This window comes from Streptomyces sp. Rer75 (genome assembly GCF_013414305.1).
In the GTDB taxonomy this organism is placed as follows: domain Bacteria; phylum Actinomycetota; class Actinomycetes; order Streptomycetales; family Streptomycetaceae; genus Streptomyces; species Streptomyces himastatinicus.
Window position 1 is genome coordinate 668,092 of sequence record NZ_CP058693.1, and the last position, 12,846, is coordinate 680,937.

Below are 12,846 nucleotides of genomic sequence, written 5' to 3' on the forward strand. Positions count from 1 at the left end.
TTGGCAAAGTCCCAAAAGGGCCGAACCAGCACATGACGGGATTTCAACTTGCCGACGATTCCCGGCAAGAGACTAGAACTCACGCCCGGGACGGAAGAGAAAAGAGAGTGACACGGAGGGCGCCGCAGGTGAGTGCACCGGCCGATCCATCGAACTGACCAGCGAATACGCACGGTCAGATATCGTGGGGTAGAACTGATTCGAACGCGAGAACGCCATCGCGCTGACGAATTCCATGGCCAACGCTTTCAGGGTTGCCCTCGTCCGGATTCATAAACCCGGCTCGGTCCAGCACCGGCGGCGCCCCCATGGTCAGTTGTCCCGCAGGACCGTCGTGGTCTTGTTCCCGGCGTAGTCCTCCAGGACCGCGACGACCTTGCTGGTGGCGCTGGACATGGTGACGGTCATCGCCGAACGGGTGGTGCGGCCGCGGACGATATACGGCTTGTTGCCCGATCCGTAGGTCGTGGCGAACGACTTCGGCTGGCCGTTCTCCAGGACCGTCAGCGTGTGCCAGTCACCAAGGGTGGGGCGGGAGAAGGCGAAGGTGTTTCCCGTGATCTTCACGGCGGACTTGGGATAGGGGCTGATGGCGGTGTCGGCGAAGGTGCCGCGCACACCGGTGGCCGTGCCGTCGGCCGTCTTCACGGTGAGCAGGTACTCATCTCCGCTCACGGGCACGTCGGTCAGGGTCGCGCCCGGCTGGTTGCCCGGCACCGTGACCTCCTTGGTGAAGGGCTTGGAGGTGTCGAGGCTGCGGACGGCCACGGTGACGGGCCGACCGGTCTGTCCCGGGGACCATGTGGCTTTCAGGGTGCCGTCGGGTGCCGCCTTGGCGGTCACGTCGGACGGGGCCGTGGAGAGGTCGAACGACACGGTCGCGGGCTTGCTCCGGGTGCCGTCGGTGCCGACCGCGACGAGCTTGATCTGCCCCGAGGTGGCGGTGAATCGCTTGACGTAGTAGACGTCGTCGTAGATGCCGCCGAGGTAGGTGTCGTCGAGGTAGACGTCGTAGCGGCGGACCGTGTCGTAGTCGCTGCGCTGCCAGGACAGGAACAGCTCGTCGCTTCCGGGCAGCAGCTGGTCGATGCGCAGCTTCTTCGGTGTCGCCGGGGTGCGGTCGACGCCGTCGTGCAATGCCAGGGCGCCCAGGTTGACCTGGTAGTCCTTGATCGGCTGTGCGCCCGCGGCAACCACGAGGCCGAGGGAGGCGATGCGCTCCCCGGCGTACTTCGACAGATCGGCGGAGACGGTGGTCCAGCCGTCCGTGTGCTTGCCGGAGCCGGACAGCGGCACCTGGACCACCTTGCCCGGGTCGGAGGCGAGCACCAGCGCGAGCCGCAGCTGGGAGTCGTCGTCCGCCGAGGGCTTGTTGTAGGTCAGGTCGAGTGTCGACGCCTTCGTGACGCTCAGGTCGGTCTTGTAGAGGCGCACGGTGTTGTCGCTGTCGAGCGTGCCGCTGAGGACCAGGGAGCTGCCCCCGTTGTAGCCGCCGATCTTCCGGTACGAGAAGCGGTCGGCGGGCGTGTACTCCGGGCCGTAGTCGAAGTCGGCCTCGAGGGACGACTTCGCGGCGTCGATCCACCACTGCCAGGTCACCGGGATGTCCTGGAGGTTGATGTTGCCCCACTCCGCGTCGTTGGAGAGCTTGCCGTCGCTCCAGGTCGACAGGCCGTGTCCGGTGTTGAAGGACGTCGCGAAGGTGCTGCCCTTGATGACGGAGCGCTCGGCGATGTACTTCGACATGCCCTTCCACGTGCCCTCCGGCGTGGTGGCGCCGTGGGACGAGCCGGTCCACCAGCGGCGTTCCCGGTCGAAGACGGCCGACTGGGCCGTGTCGTCGGTCTTCTTGGCGTAGTCGGAGGAGACGAAGTCGGCGCCGAGCGTGGCGATGCCGTTCATGGGTGCGCCGTCGGCGTCGAGGTTGTTGTCGAGGTCATACGGCTGGTCGAACTGGTACATGCCCGCCTCGACACCGGCGAAGACGCTCTTGCGCGGATCGAGCCCCAGGCCCTTCGCGTAGGTCTTCGACTTGGTGAGCTTGGACTTGTTCCACCAGTAGTTGAGGAAGATGGAGTCGGACACATCGCCCGCGGCCGCGTCCCGGACGAACGGGCCGTTCACCGCGTTGAACTCGTTCTGGTACGAGATCCTGCCGGTGGAGTTGTCGATCGAGTCGTACCACTGCACATACAGGCCGCCGTCGCGCAACTGCTTGAGGAACTTCTTGTAGGTGGGGATGTCGGCAGGGGCGACCGCCTCCTCCTGGTTGAGGAAATAGCCGTCGAAGCCGTAGTACCGGGCGACCTCGATGAGCTTCGCGGCGGCGGGGAACCTGCCGTCGGCGTCCCGCTGGAGCAGTTCGGAGTACGCCTGGTCGCCGCGGTCGTTCGGGGAGAAGAAGATGCAGCCCAGCGACCGTACGCCGTTGGCGTGGGCGGCGTTGGTGTAGCCGGGGTTGGGGAGGTTGACCGCCCCGAACTCGAACCACTTCTCCTTCCAGTCGAGGTCGGGGTCGTAGTAGTCCACGGGCACGCCTTCGGTGGGCATGCCGTGCCAGGACGCGTACACGTCGCTGTACTGCCAGTAGTTGAAGAGGTACTGGCTGAACTCGTTGGTGTACGGGTGGCTTTCGAAGAACGCGTTGCCGTAGTCGCCCGCGAGGGTGAGCATCTGGGTGTCGGCCGGCAGCGACGGTGTGCGCTGGGTCTGTGCGTTGGGGGCGATGCGGGTCTGGAGGGGCACCTTGGCGCGCAGCAGCTCGGCGTCGGTGTCGTCCGCGGGGTTCCACCGCAGCAGGTCGGTGGAGGAGTAGCCGTGCTGGTAGGGCTGGTTGGCTCCGACGGCGCTCTCCCCCGGCCAGGGGAGGGTGTCGCTCGCCAGGGCGCTGCCGGCGCCCAGGGTCAGGGCCAGTACGGCCGCGAGCACACCGGTGCGTATGCGGGCCGTGGTCCGTCTTCCGGTGCGGTGGTGTCGCCGTTGTCGTGCCATGCCGTGTCCTCGCTTCCCTGGTGGGGGCGGATCGTCGTACGGAGATCCATCACGTACAGATCGGTGCGGGCCCGTGCGGTCGCGCCCTCGGCGAAGCAGCGCGCGGCGGGCAGGTCCCAGGCGACGGTGACGCGGCCGCGCGGCGGGGCGGTGACCCGGCGGAAGGCGAGGAGTTCCCGTCGCCGGGGCAGTACCGCCCCGCCGGTGCGGTGGCCGAACAGCGGCACGATGACCTCGGCTTCGGTGGCGGCGGGGTTGGTGAGGCCGACTTCGACGTGGACGGATCGCCCGGTCACGGCGGCGGTGAGGTGGTCGAAGGCGACGGTCCCGTAGCGCAGGCCGAACCCGAAGGGGAACAGCACCGGGTCCGGCGCGTCCCGGTAGACGTCGGCGGCCGAGTGGCGGTCGTTGTACCGCACGGGCACGGCTCCGGAGTGGCGGAGCGCGGTGAACGGCAGCAGACCGACGGGTTCACAGCCGCCGAGGAGCGCGCCGGTGAGCGCATCGGCGCCGTGGGGGCCGGGGTACCCGGCCCACAGCACCGCGTCCGTGTGCTCCGTCACGGTGGTGAGCACGTGCGGCCTGCCCGCGACGACCACCGCCACGACGGGGCATGCGGACCGGGCGCGTACCGCGGTGACCAGGTCGTCCTGGTCTCCGGGCAGCGACACGTCCGCGAGGTCGACGCCCTCTCCGGCGGTCGCCACCACGGCGGGTCCCGCGACGGCCCCGTTGTCGGCGAAGGCGTCGTCGTAGGCGCGGTGGCTCGTCCCACCGAGGGCGAGGATCACGACGTCGGCGCCGCCCAGGTCGCTCCGGGAGGGCAGGCCCGGCGGGCACACGATCTCGGCGTGGGGCAGCGCCCGGCGCAGCGCGTGTTCCAGGGAGAGGGCCGATGACGCGGGCAGGGGCGGTACGTAGTCGCCCAGCATCGCGGTGACGTCGTGGGCGTTGGGCCCGGCGAGCACCACCTTGGTGAGGGATTGCGGGGTCAGCGGCAGCAGGTGGTCCGCGTTGTGCAGCAGGACGAGAGACTGGCGGGCCAGGCGGCGGGACAGCCGGTCCGTCGTGCGGGCGGCCAGAGTGAGCCGCTCCCGGCCGGGGACGGGCCGGGCCGGGTCGGTGTCCGGCAGAAGGCCCAGTCGGTGCTTGAGGGTGAGCACCCGGCGGCAGGCGGCGTCGACCAGCTCGGCCACGCGCGGGTCCTGGGCGGCGGTGGTTTCCAGCAGGGCGAAGGACTCGTCCCACAGGGACAGGTCCACACCGGCATTGAGGGCGGCCACGGCCGCGGCCTCGGGGCTTCCGGTCATCGCGGTCAGGCGGTCCACGGCCCGGCCGTCCGCCATGACGATGCCGTCGAACCCGCACTCGGCGCGCAGGAAGCCGGTGAGCAGGTCGCGGTTGGCACAGCAGGGCACGCCGTCGATGTCGTTGTAGGCGGCCATGAAGCCCAGCGCCCCCGCCTCGACCGCTGCCCGGACGCTCGGCAGGTGCAGTTCGCGCAGGTCGCGGGGGCCGATGACGGAGGACTGGCCGTTGCGTCCGCCGACCGCCTCGCCCTGGCCCGCCAAGTGCTTGAGGACGACGGCGACGCTGTCGGTGCCGGGCGCGTTCTGGTGGCCGCCCTGCATTCCGGTCACCACGGCACGGGTGAGTTCGGCGGCCAGCAGCGGGTCCTCGCCGAAACACTCCTCCGCCCGCCCCCAGCGCGGGTCGCGCAGCAGATCCAGCGCCGAGACCAGCGCCAGATGCACCCCGCTCGCCGCCAGTTCCGCGGCGACGGCCGCCGCCGCCTCGGTCAGCAGGTCGGGATCCCATCCGGCGGCGACGGCCAGGTTGGTGGGCAGCAGCGTCCCGCCGAGGGCCTGGTGGCCATGGGGTGCCTCTTCCGAGAGGAGCACCCCGATACGGTGGCGGCCGCCCCGGGCCACTTCCTCCTGCACCAGGGCCGCGACCTCGGCACGCTCCTCGGGCCGGATGCCGTCGTGCCAGGAGCGGCCCGACCAGGCGTCGGCGCGGAACAGCCCGTACAGGGCGCCGAGGCCACCCCAGCGGTCGATCTCGGTGCGGGCCCGGCGGGTGAGCCGGAAACCGCCGCGCCGGTCGCGTTCGACGGCCTGCCAGCCGTACAGGCGCTGGTTGAGCTGGCCGACCTTCTCCCGCGGGGTCAGCTCGGTGAGGAGGCGTTCGACGGCGGCGGGAACGGGGGCGGGCGCGGCGGCGGGCGCGGCCGGGTGTTCAGTGTTCGGCATGGGTGTGGGTCCGGTTGAGTACGTCCGCGTCGCTGACCGAGGTGTAGAAGGTGCGCCCGGTCGGTTCGGCGTGGACGAGGGAGGTGATGCCGCGGGCGCTCAGCGCGCCCGGGTCGGCGGCGGTCGCGGACGTGACCAGGGCGGGACGTGCTCCGGCGCGGGCGCGCCGCATCCAGGTCTCGAACACGCCGCCTCCCGGGGACAGTTCGGCTCGGGATACGGGGACGTCCTCGCCGTCGACCGGGACCACGACGGCTTCGCGCCGGGGCGCGGGGCGCGACCGGCCGCGGAGTTCGGTGGCGAGTGCGGCGAAGCGCTCCCCGATGGGCTTCACCGCGCCATCGGTGGCGATCAGGCCGAGGCTGTGTTCGAGGTCCGGGAAGTCTCCGAGCCGCCGTTCCACGTCGTGGGAGCACCACCAGGTGATGCCCCACAGCGCCTCGCTGTCGGCCGCCGCCCGTACCGTCCGTTCAAGGAAGTCGGGCGCCTGCTCCTCGGCGAGGTGGTTGAGCGGGGCGCCGACCTCCTGGAGCCACACCGGGCGGGCGGGGTCGACGGCGAAGGCGCGGGACAGCTCGATGAGATACGCGGCGTGGTGGACGCTCTCGTGGGACATGGCGCCGTACCCCTGCGCCGTGCCGTTGAAGATCCACGAGTGGACGACGCTCATGTGGCCGTACCGCGCGGAGTGGGCCGGGACGAAGGCGTGGCCGTCGGCGTACCAGACGGCGTCGTATTCGGCGTTCAGCCGGAAGTGGCGGGGGTCGCGCGGCCCGGTGCCGTGCAGGGCGTCGAGCCAGGAGGTCACCTGGTGTGACGTGGCGGGCATCGGGTTGGGGTGCACCGCCGAGGTGAACTGGTTGACCTCGTTGCCCAGGGTCAGGCCGAGGAAGTTGGGCAGGTCGTGCAGCTGCTCGTCGATCGCCTCCACCAGCCGGGCCTGGGCGGCGATGGCGTCGGGGTCGCTGAACATGCTGCGCCGGTGCCAGTCCGTCAGCCAGCTGGGCACGAAGTCGAAGCCGGACAGGTGTCCCTGGAGGACGTCGACGGCGGCGTCGAGACCGGCGTCGCCCGCGATCTCCACGACCGCGCGGATGTCCTGGAGGGCGCGGCGGCGGATCAGGGTGCGGTTGGGCTGCACCACGGGCCACAGCGGCAGGATGCGCACATGGTCGATTCCCAGGCCGGCCAGGGCCTTCATGTCGCTGCGGGTGCTCTCCGGGTCCGGGGCCAGCCAGGAGTAGAACCAGTCCTGGGAGGGCGTGTAGTTGACTCCAAACCTCAGCATCTCAACCTTTCAGACCGCCGGCTTCCAGCCCACGGAAGAAGTAGCGCTGGAGGACGGCGAAGAACGCCACGATGGGGGCCAGGGCGATGATGGTGCCGGCCGCGATGAGGCGCGGGTCCTCGTAGAAGGTGCCGCGCAGCCGGTTCAGGCCGACGGTGAGGGTGTAGTTCTGTTCGTCCGACAGGACGATGAGGGGCCAGAGGAAGTCGTTCCACGAGCCGACGAAGGCGAAGATGGCCACCACCGCGATGACGCCCTTGACCTGCGGCACGGAGATGCGGATGAACCGCTGCCAGGCGTTGGCGCCGTCGACGATGGCGGCCTCTTCCAGCTCGCCGGGAAGGTTGCGGAAGGCGTTGCGCATGAGCAGTACGTTCAGCGCCGCCACCAGGGTCGGCAGGGCGACCCCGAACAGCGTGTTCACCAGCCCGGTGGCCCTGACGGTGAGGAACTGCGCGATCAGGACGGTCTCGGACGGGACCAGCAGGGCGGCGACGCAGATGGCGGTCGCCACGCCCCGGCCACGGAAGCGCAGCTTGCCCAGCGCGTATCCGGCGCAGGTGGCTCCGACGACGTTGCCCACCACGGCCATGGCCGCCACGGCCAGGGAGTTCAGCAGATAGCGCGGCACCGGAATGCGGTCGAGCACCGTGGCGAAGTGGTCGAGCGTGGGGTGTTCGGGGATCAGCTTCGGTGGCTGTGTGTACAGCGGCTCTCCGGCTCCTTTCAGGGACAGCGAGAGCTGCCACACCAGCGGCCCCGCCAGGAGCACGGCCATGAGGAGGAGGACGAGGTAGCGCGCCGCGGAGCCCGGCGTGACCCTGCGCCGCCGGGCGGCGGTGGTGCGCGGGCGCGGAGAAGGCCGGGCCATCAGGAGTTCCTCCTGCGCTGGAGGGCGAGCTGCGCGAGCAGCAGCCCGCCGAGGATCACGAACATGACGAGACTGATCGCGCCCGCGTACCCGGTGCGCGCCTGGAGCCCGGTGCCCTCGCGCTGGATCAGCATGGTCATGGTGAGATCGCCCCCGCCCACTCCCCCGGTGCCGCCGGTGAGGACGTAGACCTCGCCGAACACGCGGAAGGCCGCCACGGAGGACAGCACGGCAATGAGCGTCATCGTGGACCGCACACCGGGAACCGTGACGGCCAGGAAGCTGCGCACCGCCCCGGCGCCGTCCATCGCCGCCGCGTCGTACAGGCTCTGGTCTATGTTGGCCAGGGCCGCCAGGTAGATGACCATGTAGTAGCCCAGGCCGGTCCATATGGTGACGAACATGGCGCTGAAGAGCAGCAGCCACCGGTCGGTGAGGAAGGGAAGGGGCCCGGCCACCGCGTGGAGCGTGGAGAACAGGGCGTTGACCAGGCCACGTTTGTCGAGCATGGTCGTCCAGATCAGGCCGACGACCACGGGCGACATCACGACGGGCAGGTACATGGTGGTGCGGAAGAAGCCGGTCAGCCGTCCCGCGCTGCTCACCAGGGTGGCGAGGACGAGCGGGAGGACCACCATGCAGGGCACCACGCACACGGTGTAGAGCGTGGAGTTCAGCAGGGCGGTGGTGAAGCGCTCATCGTCGAACATCCGGCGGAAGTTGTCCCAGCCGACGAACTCCCCCTGCCGCAGCAGGGTCGAGTCCGTGAACGACAGCCCCAGTGTGTTCGCGAACGGCACCAGGACCAGAGCCACAATGACCGTCAGTCCCGGCAGCAGGAACAGCCACGGGGTCAGGCTCCAGCGGTGCGTGGCCAGGACGCTCCCCCGGTGGCGGGAGAGGCGTTCGCGGTCCCCTCGCTTCACGGAGGTCCCACGGTGAAGGGAGAGGGTCACTTGTCCGCTTTCAGGCGCTCGTTGGAGTACCGGACGGAGGCGTCCAGTGCCGCCTTCACGGGCTTCTTGCCCAGCAGCGCCTGGGCGATCTGCTCCCGCAGCGTCTGGCTGTCGGCCGCGCCCGAGAACGCGGGCGGCCACCACACGACCGCCTTCCTCACCTGGGCCGCGCTCTCCCGTCGCACCGTGGTGGCCCGGTCCTTGTCGTCCTTGGTGAAGTAGGCGTCGTCCAGCGTCCCGGCGGACGAGGGGAAGACCGACGCCTTCTTGGCGAAGGTGAGCTGATGGGCGGAGTTCGTGACGTACGTGGCGAAGGCGGTGGCCAGGGACTGGTTCTTGGTCGCGGCGTTGACGACCAGGGACTCGAGGTACATGTTGGGGGCGCTGTCGCTGATGCGCGGCCCGATGCCCAGGTTCTTGTAGACGTCGGGCGCGGTGGCCTTCAGATCGTCCAGGGTGTACGAGCTGCCGGGCAGATAGGCCAGGCGCCCCGCCTTGAACTCCTCCACCTCCTTCGTCTGGAGGTTGTTCAGCGCTTCTTCGCCGATGCCCTTCTTGGCGTAGAGCGTGCGGAACCGCTCGACGTACTCCACGCCCTTGGCGTTGTTGTAGGTGAACTTCTTCCCGCCCGCGTCCATGAGCGGTACGCCGTACTCGCCGAAGGTCTCGATGGCGGGCATCCTGGCGATCATCATCGTGTCCGAGCACTTCTCGGCCATGGTTTCCGCCTGGTCGAACAGCTCGTCGTAGGTGGCGGGCAGGTTGCCGGGGTTCAGACCGCACTTCTTGAACAGCGACTTGTTGAAGAAGGACGGCCCGGTGTTCAGGTACCACGGGTAGCCGTACGTGCCGCCGCCCAGGCCCTCGAAGGTCATGGCCTTCCACGCCTTGTCCACGTAACGGCCCTCGGCCTTCGGGTCGGCCTTGCTCAGGTCGAGCAGGACACCCGCCTTGGCCAGGGTGTAGGCGGACTCCGGGCCCATGTCGACCACGTCGGGGAGGGAGCCGGCCGCGGCGTCGGCCGACAGCTTGTCCTGGTAGCCCTCCGCGGGCTGGTCGACCCACCTGATGTCGGTGCCCGGGTGGGCCTTCTCGAAGGAGGCGATGAGGTCGTTGAAGTACGAGGTGAACTTGTCGTTCTTCAGGTTCCAGGTCTGGAAGGTGATCTTGCCGGACACCTTTCCGTCCTCTGCCTTCGTCGTACTGTCGCCGCCGCCCATGACGCAGGCGGACAGCATCAGCGATCCCGCAGCGAGTCCCGCGATGAGCGCGGTCCGTCTTCCCGCTGGCGTCATTCGTCTTCTCCTCGTCCGGTGGGTGGGGTGGCGCCTTCGCACGCGGCGGAGCCGCACGTCGGCTCGGTGCCGGGGGCGATCCGCAGGGTCGCCACCTGGAAGGGGCCGAGGTCCAGGGCCGCACTCATCGCGGGACGGCGCGTACCGGCCGGTGTCCGGGGCAGGGCCGTGGGCAGGTCGTCCCCGGGCGCGAGTGCGCGTTCCAGCAGGTCGGTCTCCTCCACGGCGGCGCCCGCGCCGAGTTCCGCGCAGGGGCGGAGCAGGGCCTTCGCCCGGCTTCCCTGCGTTTCGTAGACCCGTACGACGACGTCCCCCGAACCGTCGTCGGCGAGTTTGATCCAGTCGACGACCGCGTGGCCTTGCAGCAGCTCGATCGCCACCAGGGGGTCCAGGGGCGGGAGCGGCGGGATGTCGGGCGCGTTGAACACGGAGGCGGCCTCGACCGTGGCGGGCACGTCGGCGCCGGGGAGCAGCGCCCAGCGGAAGTGGTGGGTTCCTGCGTCGGCGTCGGGGTCGGGGAAGCGGCTGCCCCTCAGCAGCGACAGCCGGACGACGGTGGCGTCGCGGTCGGCGCGCGCGTCGGCGCCGTACATGGTGTCGTTGAGGATGCCCACGCCGAAGGTGCCGTCGGCCACGTGGACGTACCGGTGCATGGCGGCCTCGAACATCGCGTCCTGCGCCTCGGTGTTCACCAGAAGCGGCCGCTCGACGTATCCGTACTGCGTCTCGAAGCGTGCCGTTGGCGCCATGACGTGGACCGGCAGGGCGACCTTGAGCAGGCGCTCGCGCTCCTGCCAGTCGACCGCGCACTCCGTCTCGAACCGGCCGGTGCCCGCCCTCAGCCACATCGTCAGCGTGACCGTCGACGCGCCGAACCGCCGGACGACCTCGACACCGGCGTCCGGCCCGTCATGCACCACCGTCCGGCTGGTGACGTCGTCCACCACCTGGAAGGTGCGCAGGGTGTGGCGGTCCACGTCCCACGCGTCCCACCGCACCGGCTCGTCCCGGAACAGCTGGAGTACGCCCGCGCGCCCGCCGGGCGGCACCACCTCACGTCCGCTGCGCGCGTCGTGGAGCGAGGTGAGGTGGCCATCGGCGTCCACGACGACCCGCAGCAGACCGTCGTCCAGCACGGTGGCACCGGCTTCCCCGTCGGTGACACGCACGGGGTCGGGCTCCGTGTCGGCGGTACGCGCAGGGACGAACGGAGGGAGCAGCCCCGCCGTCCCGCCCGCGGCGCCCAGCGCCTCGGCGGCCCGCTCGATGAGCCCGCGCAGCCGGGACTCCGTCGCCCGGTAGGTGGCTCGGGCCTCGCGGTGCACCCAGCTGATCGACGTGCCCGGCAGGATGTCGTGGAACTGGTGCAGCAGCACACCGCGCCAGATCTCGTCCAGGCTCTCCCCCGGATAGGGCACGCCCCGCAGGACCGTGGCCGCCGCACCGAGGTACTCGGCCGCCCGGAGCAGCGATTCGCAAGCCCGGTTGTGGCGCTTCATCGCCACCTGCGACGTCAGGGTGCCCCGGTGCAGCTCCAGGTACAGCTCGCCGCGGTGGACGGGCGCCAGTGGCCGTGCGACCGACTCGACCTCGCGCAGCTCCGCCTCGGCGTCCTCGAAGAACTCCGCCGGAGTGCGGGACACCACGCGTGGCGCGCCTTCCAGGTCGGCGAAGCGGCGCAGCCGTTCGGCCATCTCCCGGGTGGGGCCGCCTCCGCCGTCGCCGTAGCCGTAGGGCAGCAGCGAGTGTGAGGCGATCGCCTTGTCCTTGAAGGTGGTGACCGCGTGGCGCAGTTCGCGGGCGGTGACCTCGGCGGCGTAGGTCTCCGCGGGCGGGAAGTGGGTGAAGATCCGGGTGCCGTCGGTGCCCTCCCACCAGAAGGAGTGGTGCGGGAAGGTCGTGGTGTCGTTCCAGGAGATCTTCTGCGTCAGGAACCAGCGGGCCCCGGCCCGGCGTGCGAGCTGCGGCAGCGCTCCCGAGTAGCCGAAGGAGTCGGGCAGCCACACCTCCCGCGCTTCGAGACCGAAGCGGTCGAGGAAGTACCGTTTGCCGTAGGTGAGTTGGCGCACCATGGACTCACCGGTGGGGATGACGCCGTCCGGCTCCACCCACATGCCGCCGACGGGCACCAGCCGCCCTCGCTCCACGTGGTGCCGCACCCGCGCGAAGAGTTCGGGGTAGTGGTCTTCGAGCCAGGCGAAGTGCTGCGCGGCCGACATGGTGTAGACGAGGTCCGGGTTAGCGTCCAGCAGGGCGAGGGCGTTGGAAACGGTCCGGGCGAGTTTGCGCACCGTCTCGCGCAGCGGCCACAGCCACGCCGAGTCCATGTGGGCGTGGCCCACCGCGGTGATCCGGTGGGCGGAGGCATGGGCGGGGGCGGCCAGCAGCGGGGCGAGGTGGGCGCGTGCCCGGCGCGCACTGGCCGCGGCGTCCGTCTCGTCGTAGGCGTCGAGGGCGCGTTCGATGCCGTACAGCAGGCGCCAGTGGCGCGGTTCGTCCTCGGTGAGTTCGGCGGCCAGGCCGCCGAGGACGTCCAGGTCGGAGAGGAGGGCGTGCACCTCCGGCGAGAACACGGCGGTCTCCGCGCGCCGTAACCGGAACTGCTCGAAGGGTACCCGCGCGCCCTTCTCGCCGTGCTCGGTGGCGACGAAGGGCGGCAGGCCCAGCAGCAGGGGGTTTGCGGCGCCCTCCACATAGAGCACGAAGCGGCCGTCCGGGTCCAGCAGCCCTGGGCCGGTGTCCCCCATCCCTAGCCGGATCGCCGTCTGCCGCGGGTGCAGGCCCTTGACGACGGTGCCGTCCGGCGTGAAGACCAGGCCCTCGCAGTGGCCGCCGACGGAGTGGTCGAACCAGCCCAGGTCGAGCAGCAGGTCGACCGGTCCGGGCGTCCGGGGCTCGACCTTGCCGCTGACGCGGAACCAGGTCGTGGACCACGCGGGCCCCCACGCGTCGCCCAGGGCGAAGGGACGGTAGTCGGGGCGGCCGCGACGCGGCTCCGCCGTCAGCCCGAGGGCGTGACGGGGGCTCACCGGCTCGCCGTCGTCCCCGACCGTCCATGCCTCGATCCCGACGTCCCCCAGGCGGCTGTGGACCCGGGGAAGGATGCGCTCACGACGTACGCGGTCAAGCCGCTCAAGTGTCCTGCTGAAGTGACGGTGCATGCGTGGTCCTCATCGCGGAGGAGAAGCAACAG

At 70.4% G+C, this 12,846-nt stretch carries 7 protein-coding genes; all 7 read right to left on the reverse strand.

Translation table 11 applies throughout. The annotated features are described in order from the left end of the window. Nucleotides 1-312: 312 nt before the first annotated feature. The 7 genes from HYQ63_RS02200 to HYQ63_RS02230 are packed head-to-tail and all read right to left on the reverse strand — an operon-like array spanning nucleotide 313 to nucleotide 12,814. Nucleotides 313-2,991: an endo-beta-N-acetylglucosaminidase gene (locus HYQ63_RS02200; protein ID WP_179932237.1), complete on the reverse strand. Its 2,679-nt coding sequence runs from the start codon at nucleotides 2,989-2,991 to the stop codon at nucleotides 313-315. Beyond that, nucleotides 2,904-5,243: a glycoside hydrolase family 3 protein gene (locus HYQ63_RS02205; protein WP_179932238.1), complete on the reverse strand. Its 2,340-nt coding sequence runs from the start codon at nucleotides 5,241-5,243 to the stop codon at nucleotides 2,904-2,906. Before HYQ63_RS02205 ends, HYQ63_RS02200 begins: the two co-directional genes overlap by 88 nt. After that, nucleotides 5,230-6,531, reverse strand: a complete 1,302-nt coding sequence (locus HYQ63_RS02210) for a glycosyl hydrolase (RefSeq protein ID WP_179932239.1) — start codon at nucleotides 6,529-6,531, stop codon at nucleotides 5,230-5,232. Before HYQ63_RS02210 ends, HYQ63_RS02205 begins: the two co-directional genes overlap by 14 nt. 1 nt (nucleotide 6,532) lies before the next feature. Further along, nucleotides 6,533-7,402 (reverse strand): carbohydrate ABC transporter permease, encoded by an 870-nt coding sequence (locus HYQ63_RS02215; protein WP_179932240.1) that lies wholly within the window; start codon nucleotides 7,400-7,402, stop codon nucleotides 6,533-6,535. Continuing rightward, nucleotides 7,402-8,328 (reverse strand): carbohydrate ABC transporter permease, encoded by a 927-nt coding sequence (locus tag HYQ63_RS02220; protein WP_257231543.1) that lies wholly within the window; start codon nucleotides 8,326-8,328, stop codon nucleotides 7,402-7,404. The genes HYQ63_RS02215 and HYQ63_RS02220 overlap by 1 nt, the downstream gene beginning before the upstream one ends. A gap of 26 nt (nucleotides 8,329-8,354) precedes the next feature. After that, complete coding sequence (locus HYQ63_RS02225; protein ID WP_179932242.1) at nucleotides 8,355-9,653, reverse strand: ABC transporter substrate-binding protein; 1,299 nt, start codon at nucleotides 9,651-9,653, stop codon at nucleotides 8,355-8,357. Further along, complete coding sequence (locus tag HYQ63_RS02230) at nucleotides 9,650-12,814, reverse strand: alpha-mannosidase (RefSeq protein WP_257231544.1); 3,165 nt, start codon at nucleotides 12,812-12,814, stop codon at nucleotides 9,650-9,652. The genes HYQ63_RS02225 and HYQ63_RS02230 overlap by 4 nt, the downstream gene beginning before the upstream one ends. Nucleotides 12,815-12,846: the final 32 nt, after the last annotated feature.

Coding starts and splice junctions, on each gene's coding strand:
- HYQ63_RS02205 (WP_179932238.1), bottom strand. CDS start 5,243: ATGCCGAACACTGAACACCCGGCCGCGCCCGCCGCCGCGCCCGCCCCC.
- HYQ63_RS02230 (WP_257231544.1), bottom strand. CDS start 12,814: ATGCACCGTCACTTCAGCAGGACACTTGAGCGGCTTGACCGCGTACGT.
- HYQ63_RS02200 (WP_179932237.1), bottom strand. CDS start 2,991: ATGGCACGACAACGGCGACACCACCGCACCGGAAGACGGACCACGGCC.
- HYQ63_RS02210 (WP_179932239.1), bottom strand. CDS start 6,531: ATGCTGAGGTTTGGAGTCAACTACACGCCCTCCCAGGACTGGTTCTAC.
- HYQ63_RS02215 (WP_179932240.1), bottom strand. CDS start 7,402: ATGGCCCGGCCTTCTCCGCGCCCGCGCACCACCGCCGCCCGGCGGCGC.
- HYQ63_RS02225 (WP_179932242.1), bottom strand. CDS start 9,653: ATGACGCCAGCGGGAAGACGGACCGCGCTCATCGCGGGACTCGCTGCG.